Source organism: Streptomyces sp. WM6378 (genome assembly GCF_001279695.1).
Lineage (GTDB): Bacteria > Actinomycetota > Actinomycetes > Streptomycetales > Streptomycetaceae > Streptomyces.
This window is the reverse complement of the sequence record NZ_LGDD01000290.1, coordinates 85,053-105,338: the sequence shown is the minus strand read 5'-3', so window position 1 is coordinate 105,338 and position 20,286 is coordinate 85,053. Positions and strand designations below refer to the sequence as shown.

Here is a 20,286-nt window from a genome sequence, read left to right as displayed (position 1 = left end):
CAGCTGTCGGGGTGTCAGCTCTCGGTACGGGGAACAGCCGCGTTCCGCGGGGTTCCGGAGAACACCAGGGCGTCCGGGGCGCCGACGAGCAGCCCGGGAGCCGGCGGCGTACGGGCGCCGGTGGAGGGTTTGCTCCACCGCCGCATCATCGGGGTCTCCACCGCCGTGTGCAGATGCCAGGCGAGGAGCACGCTGACGGCGAGCGCGAACAGCAGGACGGCGGAGCCGGCCAACGGGCCGAAGGTGACACCGAAACCGATCTTGCCGCGCAGATAGCCGAGCACCGGGCCGTGCACCAGGTAGAAGGCGAACGACACTTCGCCCAGCCAGAGTGCGACCGGCCCGCGGAACGGGGAGCGCCTGCCGCGCAGATCGGCCACCGCGGCCGAGGCGATCAGCAGAGCGAGCGGGACCAGGCACACGGCGACGGCGGCGAAGGACCAGGACGCCCTGCTCGCGGCGGCGTACGCGCCGATGGTCAGCAGGCCCGCGGGCAGCAGGGGCAGCCGGATCCAGCGTCCGCTCTGCACGATGCGGGCCATGAGCATGCCCAGGACGAATTCCAGCAGGCGTACGGGCGGAAGTGCGTAGACGACCCACACCTGCCACTGCGACGCCAGGAAGCGGGGACCTCCCGGGGAGGGCGTCATCGGGCTGCTGGGCAGGGCGAGTTGGGCGACGGCGGCCACGGCGAACACGGCCGCGACCACGATGCCCGCCCACGCCCACAGCCGGTCCGGCGCGATCTTGACCAGGCGGCGGTACAGCAGCGGGAAGCAGAGATAGAACACGATCTCGCAGGAGAGTGACCAGCTCGGCTGGTCGATGCTGAACACCGTGTCCAGGTGGGCCGTGGGGAACCAGGTCTGCACGAGGAACAGGTTGGGCAGCCACTGCCGCCAGGTCGCCGCCGTCGTCAGCAGGGCCATGGTCACGGCGAACATGACGACGTGGTTGGGGTAGAGCTTGGCGATCCTGCGCCGCCAGAACAGGCGGGGCGTGTCCGATGGGTTCGCCACCCACGTCAGGACGAATCCGCTGAGGAGGAAGAAGAACGAGACGCCGACCCAGCCGGCCTGCGAGAAGACCGTCGAGTACCAGTGGGCGGTGGAGCCGCGGAACAGGCTCAGGGGCGGGTCGGTACGGCTGCTGTGGAACAGGAAGACCAGCAGCGCCGCGAGGAAGCGCATCCCGGTGAGGGACGGCAACCGGGAGTGGACACCCTGCCCGGCGGCGGGCGGGGCGACTGAAACGCCAGGAGTCATGATGCCCTTCTCACCTGTGGGGTACGTCTGCGGCCGTCCGCGGCCCGGGCGACGAGGGTGTGCGCGGCAGTTGCGGCTCCGGCGGGGCGTTCGGACAGCCCGGCGGGATGACCCGTGGCCTGATCGGCCTTGATGACGAGGAGTTCCCTCTCACGATGCTTCATCTGGCCGAAGGTAGAGCAGCCTCCTGACCGGTTCCTGACGCTTGACACGCCAACAGATTCCGTTTGCCGAAAGGCGGTTAGAGCCGGACCGGCAGGGTGTCAGTTGGATGGGTCAGGTGGGTCTGGCATCGTAGTTGTTGTGAACGGCGAGGGAGACCGGAGCCGGGATCAGGGAGAGGTGCCCGGAGTGGTTGATCGGGGACCAGGGCGCAAGCTCGAAGTCGGATCCTTGGGGGTCCACGCAGGTTCGAATCCTGCCCTCTCCGCGTGGTCGGTCCGGGTGGTTGGGGCCGGTGTACTGGGAGAGGTGCCCGGAGTGGTTGATCGGGGACCGTGGCTCTGCCGAGGTCGGATCCTTTGGGGTCTGCGCAGGTTCGAATCCTGCCCTCTCCGCCGTGAATCAGCTGGACGGTGAGCGCCTCGCGCCGAAGCGGGGCGCTCACCGTCGCTCTCTTTCCTCGCGACCGGTGGCGGCTGGCCGGAAGCGGGCTCCCGGTCCTCTCCTCGGCCACTGCGCCGGCGTCCCCCGGGTGGAGCACATCGAGCCCGGCGAGTTCCTGGCAAGCTGTTGGTCCGCGCCCATGCTCCGGCCCGACGAGCTGTGCGGCTCGATCCGGTTGCTTGGCATGCCCACGGTCGGATCGGACGCGCTGATGAATGGGGACGAACCGTGACCCAGCTCAAGACCCTGAGTACGTACGTGACCCCCGAGTGCCGCGAGGCCCGCAACCTCCGCTGGGAGACGGGGCACCTGCACTGTCCCGGGCCGCTCGAACTGCGGCAGGCGCCGGGCACGGTGGCCTTCGAAGTCCTCAAGTGCGCCTGCCCCTGCCACGCGGCCGAGCCCGGAGCCTCCGCACCGCCGATCTGATCCGGACGGAGTTCGGAAACCGGCTCCGAATTCGGTTGGGCGCGACGCGGGCCCGCTGCTAGCGTGCGGATGCGCCGTGACCACGTACCAGGAGGTGAGACCCCATGAACGCAGTATCCCGATGGGTGCTCCCCCTCCCCGTTACGGTCGGCGACTGACGTAGGTGTCGCCGGGAGCGCCGAGACGAACAAGGCACTCCCGAAGGACAAGACCTATGAATTCTGTGCACTTCACCGCGGAGACATCGGCGAACGGTGTCATCGAGCAAGACTTCACCCTGGGCGAGCTGACCGGCGCCCTCTGGTCGCCGGCCTCCGGCGCCGGGCGCGCGCCCCTCGTGCTGCTGGGCCACGGCGGCGGCAACCACCGCAAGTCCCCGGCCATGGCGGGCCGGGCCGAGCGCCTCGTGACCAACGGCGGGTTCAACGTCGCCGTCATCGACGCACCCGGCCACGGCGGCCGCCCGCGCACCGAGCACGACGAGCGCGAGATCGCCGTGATGCAGCGGGCGATGGCGGCGGGCGAGCCCGTCGGCCCGATCGTCCGGCGCTACAACGCCCACCTCGCCGAGCGCGCCGTACCGGAGTGGCAGGCGACCCTGGACGCTCTCCAGGAGCTGCCGGAGATCGGCGCGGACGGGCCGGTCGGCTACTTCGGCCTCAACATGGGCACCGCGATCGGCGTCCCGCTGACCGCGGTCGAGCCCCGCATCACCGCCGCGGTGTTCGGCCTGTTCTGGCCGGAGACGCTGGTGGAGACGGCGAAGCGGATCAGCATCCCGATCGAGTTCGCGCTGCAGTGGGACGACGAGCACATCCCGCGCGAGGCGGGCCTCGCCCTGTTCGACGCGTTCGCCTCGAAGGACAAGACGCTGCACGCGAACGCGGGACGGCACAAGGAACTGCCCAGGTTCGAGGCCGACAGCGCGGTCCGGTTCTTCGTACGCCACCTCGGCGGGGCGGCCGGGCCGCAGGGCTGACCCGACCTGACGCGGTGCCGGCGCCCAGCCACCAGCCGGGCGCCGGCAACCGTACGAGAACCCTCAGCCGTTGCCCAGCGTGCGGGCGAGGAGCGGCAGCAGCCGGTCCCAATGGCGCTGCAACCCGGCGGGGTCGAAGGCTGCCGTGTCGGTCATGGTGAAGCCGTGCAGGGTGCCGGGGTAGACCTCGACGCCGTAGTCGACACCGGCGGCGTCCAGCGCCCGGTCGAGCTCGGCGATGCCCTCGGCCGTCAGGTCGTGCTCGGCGAGCCCGAAATGGACCTGGGCGCTGAGCTTGGGGGCGAGGCGGTGCGGACTGTCGGGCGCGTCGGTGACCAGGCCGCCCGGGTGGAACCCGGCGACGGCGGCCACCCGCTCGGGGTACGCCGCCGCGGTACGGAGCGCCAGCGCGCCGCCCATGCAGTAGCCGACCGCGCCGACCGGCCCGGCGCTCACCTCGGGCTGGTCGGCGAGGAAGGCGAGGTAGGCCTCGGCGTCGCGCAGCGCGAGCTCCGGGGTGAGCGCGTGGACCATGGGCATCAACCGGCCGAAGAGCTCGGCCCGGTTGTCCTGCCCGACGAACTCGGGAACCTCGACCACCGGGGCCGTGCCGTACCGGTAGAAGAGGTTGGGCACGAGCACGTAGTACCCGTGCCCGGCCAGCTCGGACGCCATCTCCTTCAGCACGGGCCGCAGCCCGATGGCGTCCATGTACAACAGCACGCCGGGGTGCTGCTCGCCGTGCTCGGGAAAGGCGGCGAAGGCGTCGGCCCGGCCGTCGGCGGTGGGAATCTGCAGAGTCTTGGTGGGAATGGCGGATCTTCCTTCCTGGGAGTGCCGCCAGTAGATCACCGGCAGCGGTGCAACGACCAACTACTTTGAGCCAGTTGACAGTTCGGGGACCAAGTGAGCAGCCCCCGCCCGGCCTGAAGCCCGCTGAAACCGCGGTAAAGCCCCACTGAAACCCGCCCCGCGCACTCTCTTCTCAACAACGCGGCGGACGAAGCCACGGAAGACAACGAGTCGCAGGAGAACATCATGCAGAAGTTCGACACCACCGCCCCGATCGCCGTCGTCCTCGACATCCCGGTGGGACGCATCCAGATCATCGCCGCCGACCAGGCCGGCGCCACCGTCGAGGTGCTGCCCGCGGACACCTCCAAGAGCCGTGACGTGAAGGCCGCCGAACAGACCACGATCGGCTACCGGGACGGCGTCCTGCGGGTCGAGAACCCGGTGAAGAACCAGTACTTCGGCGCCTCCGGATCCCTTGACGTCACCCTCCACGTACCGGCCGGCTCCCGCGTCGAGGCGAAGTCCGGCGGCGCCGAGCTGCGGACCGAAGGTGCCCTCGGCGACATCGCCTTCGACGGCGCGCACGGGGTGGTCGAGGTCGAGGAGGCCACGAGCCTGCGCCTGACCGTCCACGCCAGTGACGTGACGGTCGGCCGCCTGACCGCGGGCGGCGAAATCCGCGTCGCCAAGGGCGACATCGCCGTCACCGAAGCCGTACGCGGCACGCTCATCCTGCGCACCGAATCCGGCGGGATCACGGTCGGCGCCGCGCGCGGAGCCTCCGCCACCCTCGACGCCGGCACCACCTACGGCCGCATCAACAACGCCCTCGGCAACACCCAGGGCAGCGCGCCCGACCTCACCATCCACGCCACCACCAACTACGGCGACATCACGGCCCGCAGCCTCTGAAACACACCCCCACGTGGTCGAAGCCGCCCCCGTGGGCCACGGTCGCCTCGCCGGTGAGAGGCGTACGGGTCCATGGGCCGTCGGGTCGCTGGAGCCGACGGGAGACCGGCCCGCCGGTCCAGGAGAGGCCGTGACCACCGACCTCGCCGCATCAGTGGGAGACGACCATGGACAACGCCAGCGCCCCCGACCTGTTACCCCCTCAGAACCGCATCGCCGTCGCACGCCGAGCCGCCGCCTGGTCGATCGACTTCGCCCTGGTCCTCGTCGCGGCGTACGCCGTCGGCGTCCACACCGTCCACCGGATCACCGGCGCCTGGGACAACGCCCCCGAACTCGGCCTGTCCGGCTGGCAGATCATCACCGGCGACGGCAGCGCCATCGGCAAGGCGGGGCACGTCGCCACAGCGCTGTGGCATCAGGTGGTCACCGCGGTGATCCAGGGCTTCTTCGTCCTGGCCTGCACCACCTTCCTCTACCACTGGTCCACCCTCGCCCTCGCGGGCCGCACCCTCGGCAAAGCGGTCGTCGGCCTGCGCATCACCCCCCGTACTCCCGCGCGGGCCGCCGCCCGCGCGCTGGTCACCACCATCGCCGACGTGGGCTGCTTCTCCTTCGCCTGCTGTCTGCTGGTCTCCGGGCACCTGGTCTGGTCGGTGTTCGCCTGGCTCGGCGCCGTGGCGTTCTTCTGGTTCAACGCCCTGGCGGTCTACACGGGCCGCACGGTGGCCGACCGGGTGGCGGGCACGACGGTCGTCGCGGCGGTCCTCGCGGCGCGGCCGCCCGCGTACGGTGCGACCGGCCCGGTCACCCGGCCCGCGCGGTTCACCGCGGCCGTGCCTCCCATGCCCCGGTACGAGCCCGAATCAAGCCGGACGCCATGAGCGGTGGCTGCCGTGGCGGGGGACCCGTCGCCACGCGTGCGTTTCATGTGCGTTTCGGTGTGCGAGTCGCATAGGGTGCGCTGCTGGAGGTGGTACGTGTGTCCCCTGAGCAGGAAGAGCTGTTCGCGTCCGTCGACGCCCTGCTGGAGCAGGTGACCGCCGACGACGGACTGCCGGAACCGGCCGAGCGCAGGCGCCTGCGGAAGGCGGCCGGCCTCAGCCAGGAACAGGTCGCCCGTGCGCTGGACGTACGGCGCGAGTCGGTGACGTCCTGGGAAGCCGGGCGCTCCGAGCCGCGACCGCCCAAGCGCGCCGCCTACCTCCGCCTCCTGGACGGCCTCGCCGCCCGTCACCCCGAACCCCCGCGTACACCGGAGCCCGACGAATCGGCCGCCGCGGCGGCGCCTGTCACCGCGGCACCCGCCACCCCGGCGCCTGCCGCAGCGCCCGCCACCGTGACGCCCGCCGCCCCGGCCCGGGTGACCGCGCCTCCGTCCCCTCCGGCGGCTGTCCGCCCGGCCGCGGCGGCGCGGCGTCCCGCGCCGAAGAAGGAGGCCGCCCGGGCGTCGGCCCCCGCCGCGCCCGATCCGCGCTTCGCGCACGGTCCGCTCGTCGTCCTGGACGGCGACACCAACGCGTACTGCGTCGGCGGCCTGATCCTCGACTGCCCGGCCAAGGACATCGTCTCGCTGGTCGAATGGGCCCTGAACGAGGCGCAGTTGGGCGCTGCGCGGCTGCACCGCTCGGGCAAGGACGCCGACCCGCTCGTCGTCCTCACGGCGGCGGCCGCCGAGCGCCTCGGGCTCCCGGCGGTCCTGGAGGACCGGCGCGGCCTGCGTCTCGCGGAGGACCACCCCGCCGTCCGGCAGATCACCCGGGCCAAGTGGAAACTGACCCGGCGCGGCTTCGGGCCCTGGGCCCGCGTCTACCGCCCCGCGCAGTCCGGGCAGCGCCGGTGCGTGCAGTTCGCGGTCCTGCCGTGGGGCGCGCTCGACGCCCGCGCCTGGGGCAGTGCCGGGCAGCTCCCGCCCGCCGAACTCGCCCGCGTGCTCGGCGCGTACGCGACCCGTGTCATCACCCCGCGCGGCTCGACCGCCGTCTCGGGTCTTGAGCTGATGACCGCCCTGCGGCCGCCGACCCGCGCGGTCAAGGACCCCCACTCGGACGCCTGGGTGTCCGGCCCGATGCCGGGTTCGCTCACCGAGCCGGTCGATCCGGCGCCCCCCGAGGCGCCGGACGAGCACCCCGTCGTCGCGGCCCTGTATCCGCGCGGGCACCAGCGCACCCCGGACGAAGTCCTCGACGAGGAGGCCTTCGACTGGATCCGGGACCCGCAGCTGCTGACCGACGCGGAGTGCGCGCGGCCGTTCGCCGTCGGCATCGACGTGAACACCGCCTTCCTCGCCGCCGCGAACCGGCTGGTCGTCGGGCTCGGGGCGGCCGTCCACGTCGCCGCCCCCGCCTTCGACAAGACGGTGCCCGGCTCCTGGCTGATCGACCTGTCCGGCATCGAGATGGACCCGCGCCTGCCGAACCCCTTCACCCCGCACGGCGCCCGGCCCCAGGGAGCGGCCTGGTACACGACGCCCACCGTGGCCTACGCGCACGAGCTCGTCGCCGCACACGGGCTCCCCGTCGGCCTCACCCCGCTCGAAGGGTGGCTGCGGCCCGACAGCGGGTCCTACCTCGACCCCTGGTACAAGCGGCTGAGCGAGGCGTACAAGGAGACGATGGCCGACCTCGGCATCGAACCCGGCATGGACGAGGGGCAGTTCCTCGCCGCGATGGAGACGTACAAGGAGAACGATCCGGGCCTGGCCGCTCTGCTGTCCGCGATCAAGTCGACGGTCAAGGGCGGCATCGGCAAGCTGCGCGAGCGGCCGCAAGGAGCGGGCTACCGGCCCGGGGAGCGCTGGCCCGCCCTGGAGCGCCCCACCTGGCGTCCCGACATCCGCGCCGCCGTCATCTCCACCGCCCGCGTCAACATGCACCGCAAACTCGTCAAGACCGCCCTCGCCACCCAGCAGGCCTCAGCCCCTTGGGGGCACCTGCGCTTCGCCGACGAGGCGCTGCTCCCCGTCGCCCTGCTGTCCGACTGCGCGGTGTACTTCTCCGACGGACCCGCCCCGCTGGACTTCCTGCCCCGCACGGCGGAGGGAAAGCCCGCACCCGGTACGTTCCGTCTGGGGGTCAGCCCCGGCATGGTCAAGCACGAAGGCACCCAGGAACTGCTGTGGGCGGTGAAGATGCTCGACGAAGGCCACAACCCCGCCCGGCACATCAAGGGCACCGACGCCGCGATCGACGGAGAGTAGACCACCTCGATGGGCATCATCGGCGACAGCCTCGACCGGGCCGCTGCGAACACGTTCACCCGGCCCGTCCCCAAGTCCGCCCAGGCGCAGATGAAGTTCCTGGTGCGGCAGGAGAAGGGCTCCACCCAGGCGGTGGCCCGGCTCCTGGGCGTCTCCCAGCGCACCGTGGAGCGCTACCTCAAGGGCCAGTTGAAGCAGCCCCGCAAGGACCTCGCGGCCCGGCTCCTGGGCGAGGTGCGCAAGCGGTGGCAGCCGAAGGTCCGTGAGCGGGCGCGCAAGCAGGCCGCGTCCACCGGCGGCATCGTGATCGAGACCCGCGCCCGGTTCGGCTACACGGCGGCCCCCGGTACGTCCGACGACGGCCGCCTCCGGCTCATCACCCAGTCCCTGCCACCGGCGTACGCGGCCCGGCTCTTCGACGCCCAGTCCTCGGGCGCCACCGAGCAGCAACTGCGGGACATCGCCGCCGAGGGCCTCCAGGAGATCTACTTCAAGGACCGCGGCCGCCGCGCCCGCGACCTCCAGGTCGAATTCACCGACATCGACTACGTCGAGCTCGACTACTAGCCAGAGCTCCGGCGCGGAAAAGCTTCGTGCCGCAGGGGGCGGGGCTGGCACCCGGCGTCCGGTGTGCGCAACATGCGAACGGTGTTGGCTACGGTAGGCCGTGACACAGATCGTCCGGTCCGGAGAAAGAGGACGCCCCATGGCAGGCAACGAGACGCCGATCTCCTCGGTGTGGACCCGCCCGCACCGCCAGCGAGAGCAGTTGAGCCGCGAGCAGATCGTGTCCGAGGCCGTGAAACTCCTGGACACCGAGGGGCTGGAGGCCCTGAGCATGCGGCGCCTTGGCACCCGCCTCGGGGCCGGGGCCACGTCGCTGTACCGGCACGTGGCCAGCAAGGACGAGCTCATCGAACTCGTCGTGGACGAGGTCTACGGCGAGCTCACGGTGCCCGCCGCCGAGGACGACACGAACTGGCGGCAGGCCGTGGGCGCCGGCGCGCACAGCCTGCGGTCGATGGTCCTGCGGCATCCCTGGGTCGCCTCCGTGCTCGGCCAGGTCGGCCTCGTCCGGCTCGGGCCCAACGTGATGCGGATGTCCGAGCGCATGCTCGCGGTATTCGCGACGGCGGGCTTCGCGACGGAGGAGAGCGACCAGGCCATGAACACCGTCATCGCCTGCGTCATCGGCATGACGATCAGCGAGGCCGCCTACCTCTCGATGATCGCCCGCAGCGGCAAGGACGAGCAGGAGTGGCTGGACAGCCTGCGGCCTGCCGCCGAGCAGGCCGCACAGGACTACCCGCGGCTGCGCGAGGGGCAGGCCGCCCAGCGTGGCAGGAACCCCGAGCAGATCCGCGAGGCGAACTTCGCCTACGCGCTCGACCGGGTCCTGGACGGCCTGGAGGCCCGCCTGGGCCGGCCGAACGGCTAGCAGGCGGCCCAGCGGCGTACCCCAACCCCCGCTGCGCGAGCGCCCGTCGGCCCGCCGCCCGCGCAGCGACTGAACGCGGAGCGACTCAAATTCTTTGGGTCGCTGCTTCGGCCCACCGAGAAAATCCCAGGTCACAGAGCTTCCATGAGCAGATCAGCGACTGAAGCGACTCAAGCCCCCTATCTATGACGCGCACACGCGCACGCACGCGCACCCGGGAATGTCCTCATAGATGGGAACTTCGGTCGCTTCGGTCGCTGAGACGTCATCAGCACCCGCGCTGACCTGGGATTTTGTTCTGAGACCGGCTCGGTCGCCTCAGTCGCTGAGTGGCTGTGCGCCTTCAGTCGCTGCTCTGGCGCTCAGGCCTTCGGCAGGATGATGCCGAGCTCGCGCATCGCCTCGGACTCCGGGCCGCCCTCGGAGCGCTGGGTCTTGTAGCCCTTGATCCTCGGGGCGATGGTGCGGGGGTCGACGGCCTCCGAAGGCGCGCCGGACGCGTACAGCCCGCCGGGCCGGCCGTCGCGGTCGTGCGGCGCGAGCCAGAACACGCGGCGCAGGAAGGTTCCGCTCGCGCGCGAGGAACGCGCGTCGGGGCCGAGCACCGCGTAGCCGACCATGCGGCCGTCGCGGTGGTAGGCGGGCTTGCCCCGCCGGGTGGGCAGCCGGTCGAGGCTCTGGCGCACGTAGTCCAGGCCGGTGATGTCCTCCAGCCACACGAGGCCGCTCTCATGGGCGAGCTGCGCGGGCTCGATCAGGGCGCTCATGAGGTCGCTCCCACTTCAGCGTTGAGTCCGATGCCGGGATAGAACTTCCGCTGGTTCGACAGAACCATGTCCTTGGGGGTGGCGATGCCGACGGTCTCCCGCACCCGGGCGGCGAAGGACCGGGAGGAGGCGGGGTTGGCCCCTTCCAGCTGGCACCAGTTCTTGTAGCTGTTGTACAGCTGGGCCTGCTCGGCGCGCAGGGCGGGTCCCAGCGTGCAGCACTCGCCAAGGAAGCGCCCGGTGTGGTCCTCGGTCTCGGCGTAGGCGGTGGTGGCGACGCGGACCTGCTGCGGGCCCGTGAGGTCGCGGGACCCGGTGAGGTAGCGACGGGCCCCGGTGACCAGCCAGTTGAGGATGCCGGGGCCCTCCTCGGTGACCAGGACGTCGGCGAGGTTGTCCACTTTGCGGTCGTCGGCCACGACCCGCTCGAAGGGGATGAGCTTCATCCGGCGCCAGAACGCGTACCCTCCGGTGCCCACTTCGGGCCGGTGGTTGCCGAGCAGCCACAGCTTGTGGGTCGGGTTGAAACCGAAGAAGTCCTGGCGCATCCGGCGGGCCTTGATGCGGTCGCCGCCGGTGAGCAGCTTGACGCGGGCCTCGTCGAACCGGTCGCCGGGCTTCAGCTCGGAGCACACGATGATGCGCCGGCCGTGCAGCTCGGCGAGGTCCGTGGGATGCCCCTCGAAGGGGCGGGCCATCAGGAACCCGGGCGGGGCGGCGTCCGCGTAGTCGCCGAGGAGCTTGACCATCACGTCGAGCAGGACGCTCTTGCCGTTCTTGCCCTGCCCGTAGAGGAACGGCATGATCTGCGCGCCGACGTCGCCGGTGATGGAGTAGCCGAGCAGTTCGTGCAGGAAGTCGATCATCTGGCGGCCGTCGGCGTCGTCGCCGAAGGTGTCGGTCAGGAACTGCTGCCAGCGCGGTGTGGGCATGGCCCGGGAGGCCACGCTCGTGGCGCGCGAGTGGTAGTGCTTCTCGGGATCGGGCGGGGTGAGGACGCCGGTGGAGAGGTCGATGACGCCGTCCGGGGTGCACAGGGCGTAGGGATCGGCGTCGAGCAGCGAGGCGTTGAGGACCATGCCCGGAGCCGCCTTCGCCTGCATCAGCATGGCCTTCATGCCCGACGTGGACAGGGCCCGACGGCGATGCCGACGCAACGCGGAGTCGCTGTAACGGGCGCGGGCGTCGGTCTCCGCGAGCGTCTCTGCCATCTCGCCGGCCGCCCACAGCACGTTGTCGTCCTCGTCGATCTCCCAGCGGAAGCCGGACCACCGGTACCAGCCGAGGCCCGGCACGTGCCGGAAGTCCCGCCCGTACAGGGACACGAACAGCTTCGCGTTGCCCCGGTCGCTGAGGCTGTCAGGGAGCAGGCCGTCCTCCGTGGCCTGATCCCGCGCCGTCTCGGGCGGGGCCTGGGCGGGCACCTGGTCGGCGGGGGAGCGGAGCATGATCTGCCGGGCGACTTCGACCGGGTCGAACAGCCCTTCCTTGGCGGACGATGCGCCGTTCATGTACGGACCCCCGGATCGAGCGGCCGTCGGCTGCCCGCGTTCATTCCGCTGCGGATGATCTGCAGGCTGCGGCCTTCCTGGCCTGGGCGGGCCTGCGCGGCGGCGGCCATCAGAGCGGACTCCGCGTCGGCTAGGTCCATGCGGCCGGCCCCCACCAGACCGCCCGCGGTGAACGCGGCGCGGTTGAGTTTCTCGCTGAAGCCGGCGCCCTCGGGAACGGCCGCGCATTCCGCGACCGCCATCAGGACGGTGGCCAGGGTCCGCCCCGCGGCGTCACGTCCGCCGCGCGCCGCCATGACGGCGGCACGGGCCCGTGAGGGTACGGGCGTCGGCGTCGGGGGAACCGTTAATGCCGGGCGGTGGCCGGTGCGTTCGAGCTCCGCCGCGAGCCAGCCGGGCAGCGGCGCGGGGCGCCTGACGGGCCGACAGGCGGTGTAGGTGCCGAGCGCCGTCGTGGTGCCGGGCGCGATGATGTAGCCGCCGTGCGCCCGGACGTCGACCTGCCAGGCCAGGGCCCGCTTGGCGCTGGAGCCGGTCGAGCACCGCCACAGGTGCCCGGGCCGCGCCGCGTACCACAGGTGCAGGCCCCCGGACGGGGTGCGCACCCGCAAGGTGGTGTCGTCCTGGCTCGGATCCTGCTGGCCACGCAGCGCCGCCAGCAGGGCCAGGCTGTGAAAACCGTGCCGCAGGCCGCCCAGTGACACGGAGGCGGGGATGTGGATGCCCGGCAGGAGCCGGTCGGGGTCCGGCAGGGGCGCCGGGTGCGCGTCGACGTCGATGACGACGAGGTTCGCCGGGCCGCAGGCCACGCCCACCCCGAAGCGGGGCTGCTCCGCCCACCAGGCCCGGATCCGGTGCGGGTCGGTCGTGGCGGCGTGAAAGCCGTGGCACCAGCGACCGGCGGCGATGCAGGGGCATCCCTGGGCGCTGTGCGGCTGGTCCCGGCAATGGCCGCAGTTGGCGGCAGGCGTCTTGCGGCCCGGGGCCAACGGGTGCACCGGCCAGCCCTGTTCGGCGCACCACAAGGCGGTGTCCAGCGGGGTCCCCGGTCTCTGGCCCTCGGCGCCGACCGGTGCGTGCCGAGTTGAGTCGCTGCCAGATATCCCCAGGTCAAGGGACATTGATGGATCCTTTCGGCGACTGAAGCGACTCAAGTTCGAAACGTGCTCCGCGCAGGCTAGCGGAAACGTATTCGATCGGTCCCGCAGTCGGAGAACTCAGTAGTGGGGGGGTGTCGGCCGGTGTGGGGAGCACCGGGCGAGCGACCGAAGCGACCGAGCGCGGCCCTTGGTGTCGTCAAGGGTGGGGGCGGCGGCATCGGCCCGATGGTGCCTTCCGGCAGCCGATCCGGCTACGGCCGAGGGCAGGGGCAATGCCGCGTGCGCGCGGGTGGGGAGAGGAAACCGACGGGCGATGCGGCGGACCGGAGCGGGGTGGAGGCGGCGACTGCCGTGCGGCCACCGGGTCCGATCGCCGGCCGGTCAGGGACGCGTTCGCCGGCCGTGGCCGAGGCACGTCCCTCCGGGGGCCGTGGCGCCCGGCGAACCCTGTGGTGACGTGAGTGGACGTCGTCCCTTGGCGATGTGCATGCCTTTTCCCCCGGGCGTGCGAAGTGTTCTCCGCGGCCTGCCGGCACGCAGAGCCTGGCGGTGAGGTGTTGGGCGCCCGCTCCCTCGTGGCTGTCGATCACCCGCAGCACACCGTCCGAAGCAAAATAAAGGGTAACCGGTCTGTTTGTCGAGTGACTGGTGGGTTCTCGTGGCACGGACCACAAGTACCGGCGGCCGGCCGGGCCGAGCGACGGCGGACGAGGGCCGCAACGAGCCCGGTCCTCAGGAGCGGGCGGCGGTGTCAACACCTGACGAATCCTCACCAACCGTCCGTACAAAGGGCTTTGGATCCGCTCCTTTGGTGCGAGGGAGGCGCCCTGCCTCCTCGGGGACGCCCACGCCCGACAGCGCGAGCCGCCAGACGCTCTCCAGCTGGGCGACGCCGCTCCCGGAGGCCGCCGCCGGGCCCGGGCGGCCGCGCAGGAACGCCTCCGCTCCCGCCGTCAGGTACTCGACCAGCATCGTGACCTCCGCGGGCCGGGCCCCGCCCCTCAACTGCCCGTTGCTGTACGCCTGGTCGAGCAGTTGCTTCACGACCGGGAGCCAGATGTCCGACCAGCCACCGGTGCCCGGCCGCTCCCTCGCCAGCCGCACCGCGCAGCGGACGGGCGTCTCCACCTCCAGCAGACGGGTGAGCTCCAGCGTCAGCTCGACGACCTTGCCCAGCGCCGTGCCCGGCCGGGCCGAGACCTCAAGGAGCGCCGCCTGCGTCAGCGCGCGGCCCTCGTCCATCACCGCGTCGGCCAGTTCGGCCTTGGTGGGGAAATGGAAGGTGAGGGCGCCCAGCGAAATGCCCGCGGTCCCGCACACCCTGGCCAGGGACGTTCCCTCGTACCCCTCGCGGTCGAAGTGCGAGGCCGCGGCCTCCACGAGGACAGCCCGCGTCCGCGCCGCCCGGCCCTGCTGTTTGGTCATGCTCACTCCGAGATGGGATTGCCGGTGGATGAGGGGATCGCGACGCGTCCCCGTGATCCGGAAGTTCCGTCCTGGCGTACCCGCCCAGTATCGACGTGACACCGTCCGGCCGGGGGCGGTCACGGAGCCCACCTTGCCCCTCCAGAATAAACCGCTGGCCCGGTCTTATATGTGGCGGCGGTGGTCACACGGGGAGCGGGGCCGGGCCGGTGGCCGAGGCGTCGAGGCACTGGTCGATGTAGGCGCCGTTCGCGATGGGCACGGAGGTCAGCATCTCGGCCGGGATGTCGAACGCGTCGACGAGGGTCATCATGTGCGGGGCGAGCTCGGAGATGACGGCGTTGACGGTCCTCGGCAGCTCACGCACCTGGTCGGCGGTCATGTGGCCGTCGGCGAGCAGGTCTCCGGTGTGCTCGTTGATCTGCCCGAGGAGGAAGAGCAGGCACAGGTTCCCCAGCAGGAAGCGGGCCGACGGATCCATGGCCTGGGCGGTGGCGGAGATGAAGGCGTCGGCGGCCTGGAGCCGGGCGTGAACGGAGACCATCTCCAGGGCGGCGGGGGAGGTTTCGTTCCATCGGGACAGCGGGTCGCCGGACGGACCCTCCCGCAGGGCGGTACGGGCCCGGTCCTGCCACAGGGCCTCCACCTCGGCGAGCAGGCCGCGCAGGAAGTGAAGATCCGTCAGATCCCGTTCACCGGCCGGGAGTTCAATGGGGTCGCGGCGGTCGACCTCGTGGCCGAGCACCATCTCGGCGGCGGCCTTGACCCAGATCACGAGGTTGTCGCCCTCGGCGGTGATCCCGCCCTCGATGTTCAGGGGGAGGTCGGCCAGGCCGTTGGCGGGGAAGAGCCCCTGCGCTCCGCACCGCTCCCGGCACTCGATCGTGATGCCCCGGGCCTGCCAGGTGATCCAGCCCTTGGCGATGGCCACCAGACGCTCGACCTCGGCCCGGTCCCCTTCGGTGTGCGCGGCCCAGCGGGCCACCGTGGTCCGGTGCAGGAAGGTCATGGCGTACGCCGTCGCGAGCTTGTCGAGCAGGCGGCCGTGGTGACTGCGGTGGGCGACCAGCGCCACCCGCTCGCCGGGCTTGGTCCCGGCGATGAACCGGTTGTGGGCGTAGCGCACCGCGATGGCGAGCGCGGTGCGGGACATGCCAAGGGTGCCGGCGCTCATGCAGAGCTTCCCCATGGTGATGCGGCTGATGGAACGGAGCAGGCGTTTGCGGCGGTTGCCGAGGTTGCTGCTCAGCTCTCCCTTGGAGTCCAGCCGGCCGTGTGCGGCTTCCAGCAGGGCCTCGCGAGGCAGCCACACGTGGTCGAACGAGGTGAGGCTGTGGTCGACCGGGGTGCCGGTGCGCTGCGGCAGCCGGTGGACCTGCACGCCGGGCAGGTGGCCGTTCTCGTCGCTCAGCGGGGTCAGGAAGAGGAAGACCCCGTGGTCCCGGCCGTCGATCACCAGCCGGGCCGCCACCACGGCGCTCTTGGGGCCGCCGATGGTGCTGGTGTTCGGCATGAACTTCCGGGCGCCCGGGGTCGGGGTGTCCAGGACGAATCCGTTGGTCGTGCGGTCGAGCACCGCCGTCGTCTCCATCGAGGCCACGTCGTTGCCGTGTTCGAGCTCTGTGCACAGAAACGTTCCTGTGCGCTGCATCGAGGTGAAGGCGGAGAGGTCACGGCCGTCGGTGTCGTGATCGAGGAGGCTGCCGAGGAAGAGGTTGTAGTGGATGCTGGCCACCGTGCACAGACCACCGTCCACGGGCCCGGTCCACTCGTGCAGGCTGGCCAGCCGGTAGGGGTCGTCGGCCAGCTCCGCGGCGTTGCCGACGGCCTCGTTGACCAGACGCAGCCGGTCGTAGGAGAGGGCGGCTCGCTCGTCCGGCGACAGCCCGGCTCGGTAGGTGAAGTTTCGGCCACTGACGAGGCCGCGCCAGGTCTCGTGGATCCGGTCCCGGTCCTGCCTGTCGAAGAGCAGATGCGCGAGTTCACCGGCCGCCATGGTCGAGGGCCCGAACGCGAAACGGCTGCGCGGACCGTTGCTACCAACGGCCCCCTCCACCTCTGCCCCGATAAAGGTGTCGTTCTGGAACGTCAGCAAGGTCATGGACCTCTCCCCGTTGATGAGGGACCCGGTAAGTGGGAATCTCAGCCATGAAGATACGTACCAACCGGTTTTGTTTACAACCCCTTTCGGGGAACAGGCGGGTGTTGCTCAAGTGGTTCAGGAGCAGCTTTGAACCATACCGGAGTGACGCATTCCGGACATGATGCGCCGATGTTGGGCAATCGCGGGCGCCAGATCCTGCGGTGGGGCGCCTCTGGGATGGCTTGAAAAACCAGCAATCTGGTTTTATTCTTCGGAAGGTTCCTTGGGTCGCAGGCGAAAACGGGACTCTAGAGGCGGTATGGGGCCCTTCGGTACCTACTCGTCGTGCAGGGCCCTCGATGCTAGAATACGAACCCTTTGGTTTATTTCTTGTCCGTCGGGGGCTGGCATGGAGGTGGGTTATGGCGCAGCAGGAACGAGCCATCCGTACGCGGCAGAAGATTCTCGTCTCGGCGGCAGAGGTGTTCGACGAGGTCGGATTTGAGGCGGCGACGATCGCCGACATCCTGAAGAAGTCCGGCATGACCAAGGGAGCGCTCTACTTCCACTTCACCTCGAAGGACGAGCTGGCCCAGGCCGTTCTGGCGGAACAGGTCATCGCCATGCCCGTCGTTCCGGAGCGGGAGTTGAAGCTGCAGCAGTCCCTGGACGAATCACTGCTCCTGACGCACCTGCTCGGGCGGGACTTCGGCGATCCGATCATCCAGGGGAGCATCCGCCTCACCGTGGACCAGGGATCGCCCAAGGACGGCCTGGACCGACGGGTGCCGATGGCCGCCTGGATCGACCACACCACGGACCTCTTCGAGGCGGCCAAGGCGAACGGCGAGATCCTCCCGGACACGGACGTGCCCCGCGTGGCGAAGTTCATGGTCGGTTCCTTCACCGGCATCCAGGTGCTGTCGAGGATCATGACCGACCGGGCGGACATGGCGGACCGGGTGGTCGACCTGTACCGGCTCGTGATGCCGTCCATCGCCGTGCCCGCCGTCCTCGTCCGGCTGGACTTCTCGGCGAGCCGAGGACAGCAGATCTACGAGACGGCGATGCGGGAACGACAGGACGCGGAGCTCGAACTGGCCGGCTGAGCCGGTCGTTTCAGCAGTACGCCGGGGGGCCGTGCTCTCTGCGCGCAGGGTTTTGGAACGTGAAGACGCAGGACTCACCGAGCGGAGACACGAATGAAGCAAGCTGTCTGCCCTTATGCGCTGGATGTCACGGGAAGCGATCTCGCTGGTGAGGCCGCGACACTGCGCGGGCAGGGGCCGGCCGTCGAGGTGCTGCTCCCCGGGGGAGTGGCGGCGTGGGCCGTCACGCGGCACCGCTATGCCAAGCAACTGCTCCTGGACCCGCGGGTGTCCAAGGACGCCCGCAGGCACTGGCCCGCCTTCATCGAGGGGCGGATAACGCAGGAGTGGCCGCTCTACCCCTGGGTGGCGAACGAGAACATGCTGTTCTCCTACGGGGAGAGCCACGCGCGGCTGCGTCGGCTGGTCTCGGGGGCGTTCACGGTGCGCCGCACGGAGGCGCTCCGTGGCCGGGTCGAGGAGGCCACGGCCAAGCTTCTGGACACTCTGGCGGACGTGCCGGCGGGCGAGACGATCGACCTGCGCGAGTCGTTCGCGAAGCTGCTGCCGATGCAGGTCATCTGTGAGCTCTTCGGCGTCGCGGAGGAACTCAGGCAGCCGCTGTGCTCCACCCTGGAGGTCGTCTTCGACACCGTGGTGTCGGCCGAGGAGATGGCCGCCGCGCAGGTCAGGGCCTTTGCCATGCTGGGCGAACTGGTGGCGGACAAGCGGGTCCGGCCGGGCGACGACCTGACGTCCGCACTGATCGAGGCCCGGGACAACGGCGACGCGCTGACCGAGGACGAACTCCTGGGCACCCTCTACCTGATGATTGCTGCCGGCCAGGAGACCACGTCCGCCGTCATCACCAACGCCGTCGGCGCGCTGTGCGTCCGCCCGGAGCAGCTGGCGCACGTGCGCGCGGGCCGTGCCGACTGGTCGGACGTGATGAACGAGACCCTGCGCACGCACAGCCCCACGGCGTTCTCGCCGCTGCGGTTCGCGGTGGAGGACATCGACCTGGACGGTGTGACGATCAAGAAGGGGGACGCGATCGTCATCTCCTTCGCCGCCGCCGTCGAGGATCCCGAGCAACACGGGGAAGACCTGAAGGAGTTCGACGTGCTGCGGCGCCGTGGCGAGGACCTCGCCTTCGGACACGGCGTGCACCGATGCCTTGGGGCTCCGATGGCCCGCCTGGAGACCACCGTTGCCCTGGAGGGGCTCTTCGAGCGGTACCCGGACCTCACCCTGGCCGCACCGCTGGAGAGCATCGACCCGATGCCGTCCTTCATAGTCAACGGCTACGGATCGCTGCCCGTGGTACTTCGGCCCGCCGGCTGACCTCCCTTCCCGCGCGGCCCGGCAGTCGGCCGCACAGAGCTCCGCAGCCCCCTTGGGCGGCGGAGCTCTTCGCTTTGGACGCGGCCTCATGGCACCCCATGCTCAAGCGGTGGTCGAGACTCTTTGCCTCTTACTGGAAACCGCCCATGCGGTTTGTTACTGTTGCCTTACGCGGGGGCGCCCGATGAGACGGCCAGGGCGGCCACTGTGTGTGCTCAAATGATGACAAAGACGTCCCCAATGAGAGAGCGCGCTCAGACGGTTTCACCGGCGAAGTTCACACCCGATGCCCGTCCCTCTGCACCACCGGAGCCCTCTGATGGCCAAACAGGATCGCGCGGTACGTACGCGCACCGCCCTGATCGAATCCGCTGCCGCGCTGTTCGACCGCGAAGGCTACGAGTTGGCCTCGCTGTCCACCATCAGCGCCCGGGCGGGGGTGAGCAGCGGCGCGCTGCACTTCCACTTCACGAGCAAGGCGGCCCTGGCCGACGCGGTCGGGCAGGCGGCCGCGCAGCGGCTGGAGGGCATCACCCAGCAACGGGCCGACGGCGCCCTGCAGACGCTGATCGACGTCACGCACGCCCTCGTCCAGGCCCTCGACCGCGATGTCGTCCTGCGCGCCGGGTTCGGCCTGAGCGACAGTCTTGAGCACGTACGCGTCGGCGCGGGGCTGCGCGGCAAGTGGCAGGGGTGGGTGGAGGATTCCCTGGCCCGGGCGGACAGGGAGGGCGCCCTGGCGCCGGAGAACTCGGCGCAGGATGCCGCGACGGCCGTGGTGGCGGTCACGGCGGGCCTTGAGACCCTGGGCCGACAGGACGAATGGTGGCTCTCGCATGCCCCGCTCACTCGGTTCTGGCAGCTGATTCTTCCGCGGCTCGTGGAGCCTTCCCGCCTCGACGCCCTGGTGGCGTCCGGATCGGGGGCGGGGGTGCCCTGGGCGTAGGCCACTTGCCGGGACGCCGCCCCCTGAGGCTGCCCCGACGTTGCCCGTGCAAGTTCACAGGACCGGCCCGCCACGGCGGGTGTCGAGTGCCCCGCCGGACATGGTCCGGCGGGGCACTTCCTGTTCGCGGTGCCGCCGACTGCTTGAGGTCGCGGCCCGCCGGCCCGGTCTCCGCCGGCTTCAGGCGCACTCAAGGGGTGGTGGCGGGCATGCATAAACAGCGGTTGCGGTCTGGTATTGACAAACCGGACTGCTGGTTTTTTACTGGGTGGGCGCTTGAAACTGGCCACACACGATCAGGGGGATACGGCGTGGATATCGATGTTCTGGGTCCGTTGGGTGTGAGGGTGAATGGTGTGGGTGTGATGCCGTCGGCGCCGAAGCCTCGGAAGGTGTTGG

Annotated in this window: 17 protein-coding genes, 2 tRNA genes and 1 pseudogene (1 of these 20 cut by a window edge); 13 read left to right on the top strand and 7 right to left on the bottom strand. The window is 70.7% G+C overall.

Translation table 11 applies throughout. The annotated features are described in order from the left end of the window. Positions 1 to 14: 14 nt before the first annotated feature. The gene (locus ADK54_RS22645; protein WP_063802036.1) at positions 15 to 1,265 is read right to left on the bottom strand and encodes an acyltransferase family protein; all 1,251 of its coding nucleotides are present in this window, start codon (positions 1,263 to 1,265) and stop codon (positions 15 to 17) included. A 336-nt stretch (positions 1,266 to 1,601) separates the two neighbouring features. Here ADK54_RS22645 and ADK54_RS46170 point away from each other — a divergent pair. From ADK54_RS46170 to ADK54_RS22635, 4 genes are all read left to right on the top strand, one after another. Then, positions 1,602 to 1,695 (top strand) — tRNA-OTHER (locus ADK54_RS46170). Positions 1,696 to 1,730: 35 nt separating this feature from the next. Beyond that, positions 1,731 to 1,822, top strand: a tRNA-Gly gene (locus ADK54_RS46165). A gap of 277 nt (positions 1,823 to 2,099) precedes the next feature. Then, a complete protein-coding gene (locus ADK54_RS22640) occupies positions 2,100 to 2,300 on the top strand; it encodes a hypothetical protein (RefSeq protein ID WP_053727505.1) in 201 nt (66 codons plus the stop codon). A 214-nt stretch (positions 2,301 to 2,514) separates the two neighbouring features. Beyond that, positions 2,515 to 3,279 carry an alpha/beta hydrolase gene (locus ADK54_RS22635; RefSeq protein WP_053727504.1) on the top strand — a complete coding sequence of 255 codons (765 nt, stop codon included), beginning with the start codon at positions 2,515 to 2,517 and terminating at the stop codon, positions 3,277 to 3,279. A 63-nt stretch (positions 3,280 to 3,342) separates the two neighbouring features. On the opposite strand, the gene ADK54_RS22630 is transcribed toward ADK54_RS22635, so the two are convergent. After that, positions 3,343 to 4,092, bottom strand: coding sequence for a dienelactone hydrolase family protein (locus ADK54_RS22630; protein WP_053727529.1), 750 nt, complete (start codon positions 4,090 to 4,092; stop codon positions 3,343 to 3,345). 225 nt (positions 4,093 to 4,317) lie between these two features. Between ADK54_RS22630 and ADK54_RS22625 the strand changes: the two genes are divergently transcribed. The 5 genes from ADK54_RS22625 to ADK54_RS22605 all read left to right on the top strand — a co-directional run bounded on the left by ADK54_RS22625 (position 4,318) and on the right by ADK54_RS22605 (position 9,623). Continuing rightward, complete coding sequence (locus tag ADK54_RS22625) at positions 4,318 to 4,986, top strand: DUF4097 family beta strand repeat-containing protein (RefSeq protein ID WP_053727503.1); 669 nt, start codon at positions 4,318 to 4,320, stop codon at positions 4,984 to 4,986. A 167-nt stretch (positions 4,987 to 5,153) separates the two neighbouring features. Beyond that, positions 5,154 to 5,870, top strand: coding sequence for an RDD family protein (locus tag ADK54_RS22620; RefSeq protein ID WP_053727502.1), 717 nt, complete (start codon positions 5,154 to 5,156; stop codon positions 5,868 to 5,870). 98 nt (positions 5,871 to 5,968) lie between these two features. Continuing rightward, positions 5,969 to 8,185 carry a telomere-associated protein Tap gene (tap, locus tag ADK54_RS22615; RefSeq protein ID WP_053727501.1) on the top strand — a complete coding sequence of 739 codons (2,217 nt, stop codon included), beginning with the start codon at positions 5,969 to 5,971 and terminating at the stop codon, positions 8,183 to 8,185. Between the two features lie 9 nt (positions 8,186 to 8,194). Further along, positions 8,195 to 8,752: a telomere-protecting terminal protein Tpg gene (gene tpg / locus ADK54_RS22610; RefSeq protein WP_053727500.1), complete on the top strand. Its 558-nt coding sequence runs from the start codon at positions 8,195 to 8,197 to the stop codon at positions 8,750 to 8,752. A gap of 139 nt (positions 8,753 to 8,891) precedes the next feature. Further along, positions 8,892 to 9,623: a TetR/AcrR family transcriptional regulator gene (locus tag ADK54_RS22605; protein WP_053727499.1), complete on the top strand. Its 732-nt coding sequence runs from the start codon at positions 8,892 to 8,894 to the stop codon at positions 9,621 to 9,623. 362 nt (positions 9,624 to 9,985) lie between these two features. Here the strand turns inward: ADK54_RS22605 and ADK54_RS22600 are convergent, their stop codons facing one another. The 5 genes from ADK54_RS22600 to ADK54_RS22580 form a co-directional block, all read right to left on the bottom strand. After that, entirely contained in the window at positions 9,986 to 10,390 is a 405-nt protein-coding gene (locus ADK54_RS22600; RefSeq protein WP_053727498.1) for a DUF6009 family protein, read from the bottom strand. After that, entirely contained in the window at positions 10,387 to 11,901 is a 1,515-nt protein-coding gene (locus ADK54_RS22595) for a DNA primase family protein (protein ID WP_078966547.1), read from the bottom strand. Before ADK54_RS22595 ends, ADK54_RS22600 begins: the two co-directional genes overlap by 4 nt. After that, positions 11,898 to 13,022, bottom strand: coding sequence for a bifunctional DNA primase/polymerase (locus tag ADK54_RS22590; protein ID WP_078966546.1), 1,125 nt, complete (start codon positions 13,020 to 13,022; stop codon positions 11,898 to 11,900). The genes ADK54_RS22595 and ADK54_RS22590 overlap by 4 nt, the downstream gene beginning before the upstream one ends. A gap of 711 nt (positions 13,023 to 13,733) precedes the next feature. Further along, positions 13,734 to 14,426, bottom strand: a complete 693-nt coding sequence (locus ADK54_RS22585) for a TetR/AcrR family transcriptional regulator (RefSeq protein ID WP_053727497.1) — start codon at positions 14,424 to 14,426, stop codon at positions 13,734 to 13,736. Between the two features lie 184 nt (positions 14,427 to 14,610). Further along, positions 14,611 to 16,527, bottom strand: coding sequence for an acyl-CoA dehydrogenase (locus ADK54_RS22580; protein ID WP_063802035.1), 1,917 nt, complete (start codon positions 16,525 to 16,527; stop codon positions 14,611 to 14,613). A gap of 404 nt (positions 16,528 to 16,931) precedes the next feature. Between ADK54_RS22580 and ADK54_RS22575 the strand changes: the two genes are divergently transcribed. From ADK54_RS22575 to ADK54_RS22560, 4 genes and pseudogenes are all read left to right on the top strand, one after another. Further along, the gene (locus ADK54_RS22575) at positions 16,932 to 17,618 is read left to right on the top strand and encodes a ScbR family autoregulator-binding transcription factor (protein ID WP_053727496.1); all 687 of its coding nucleotides are present in this window, start codon (positions 16,932 to 16,934) and stop codon (positions 17,616 to 17,618) included. 93 nt (positions 17,619 to 17,711) lie between these two features. Continuing rightward, positions 17,712 to 18,941, top strand: a complete 1,230-nt coding sequence (locus ADK54_RS22570; RefSeq protein ID WP_053727495.1) for a cytochrome P450 family protein — start codon at positions 17,712 to 17,714, stop codon at positions 18,939 to 18,941. Between the two features lie 319 nt (positions 18,942 to 19,260). Next, positions 19,261 to 19,887, top strand: coding sequence for a ScbR family autoregulator-binding transcription factor (locus tag ADK54_RS22565; RefSeq protein WP_053727494.1), 627 nt, complete (start codon positions 19,261 to 19,263; stop codon positions 19,885 to 19,887). Between the two features lie 311 nt (positions 19,888 to 20,198). Beyond that, positions 20,199 to 20,286: pseudogene (locus tag ADK54_RS22560) on the top strand (AfsR/SARP family transcriptional regulator); it runs 744 nt beyond the window's last position.

Coding starts and splice junctions, on each gene's coding strand:
- ADK54_RS22645 (WP_063802036.1), bottom strand. CDS start 1,265: ATGACTCCTGGCGTTTCAGTCGCCCCGCCCGCCGCCGGGCAGGGTGTC.
- ADK54_RS22635 (WP_053727504.1), top strand. CDS start 2,515: ATGAATTCTGTGCACTTCACCGCGGAGACATCGGCGAACGGTGTCATC.
- ADK54_RS22625 (WP_053727503.1), top strand. CDS start 4,318: ATGCAGAAGTTCGACACCACCGCCCCGATCGCCGTCGTCCTCGACATC.
- ADK54_RS22620 (WP_053727502.1), top strand. CDS start 5,154: ATGGACAACGCCAGCGCCCCCGACCTGTTACCCCCTCAGAACCGCATC.
- tpg (WP_053727500.1), top strand. CDS start 8,195: ATGGGCATCATCGGCGACAGCCTCGACCGGGCCGCTGCGAACACGTTC.
- ADK54_RS22605 (WP_053727499.1), top strand. CDS start 8,892: ATGGCAGGCAACGAGACGCCGATCTCCTCGGTGTGGACCCGCCCGCAC.
- ADK54_RS22600 (WP_053727498.1), bottom strand. CDS start 10,390: ATGAGCGCCCTGATCGAGCCCGCGCAGCTCGCCCATGAGAGCGGCCTC.
- ADK54_RS22595 (WP_078966547.1), bottom strand. CDS start 11,901: ATGAACGGCGCATCGTCCGCCAAGGAAGGGCTGTTCGACCCGGTCGAA.
- ADK54_RS22590 (WP_078966546.1), bottom strand. CDS start 13,022: ATGTCCCTTGACCTGGGGATATCTGGCAGCGACTCAACTCGGCACGCA.
- ADK54_RS22585 (WP_053727497.1), bottom strand. CDS start 14,426: ATGACCAAACAGCAGGGCCGGGCGGCGCGGACGCGGGCTGTCCTCGTG.
- ADK54_RS22580 (WP_063802035.1), bottom strand. CDS start 16,527: ATGACCTTGCTGACGTTCCAGAACGACACCTTTATCGGGGCAGAGGTG.
- ADK54_RS22575 (WP_053727496.1), top strand. CDS start 16,932: ATGGCGCAGCAGGAACGAGCCATCCGTACGCGGCAGAAGATTCTCGTC.
- ADK54_RS22570 (WP_053727495.1), top strand. CDS start 17,712: ATGAAGCAAGCTGTCTGCCCTTATGCGCTGGATGTCACGGGAAGCGAT.
- ADK54_RS22565 (WP_053727494.1), top strand. CDS start 19,261: ATGGCCAAACAGGATCGCGCGGTACGTACGCGCACCGCCCTGATCGAA.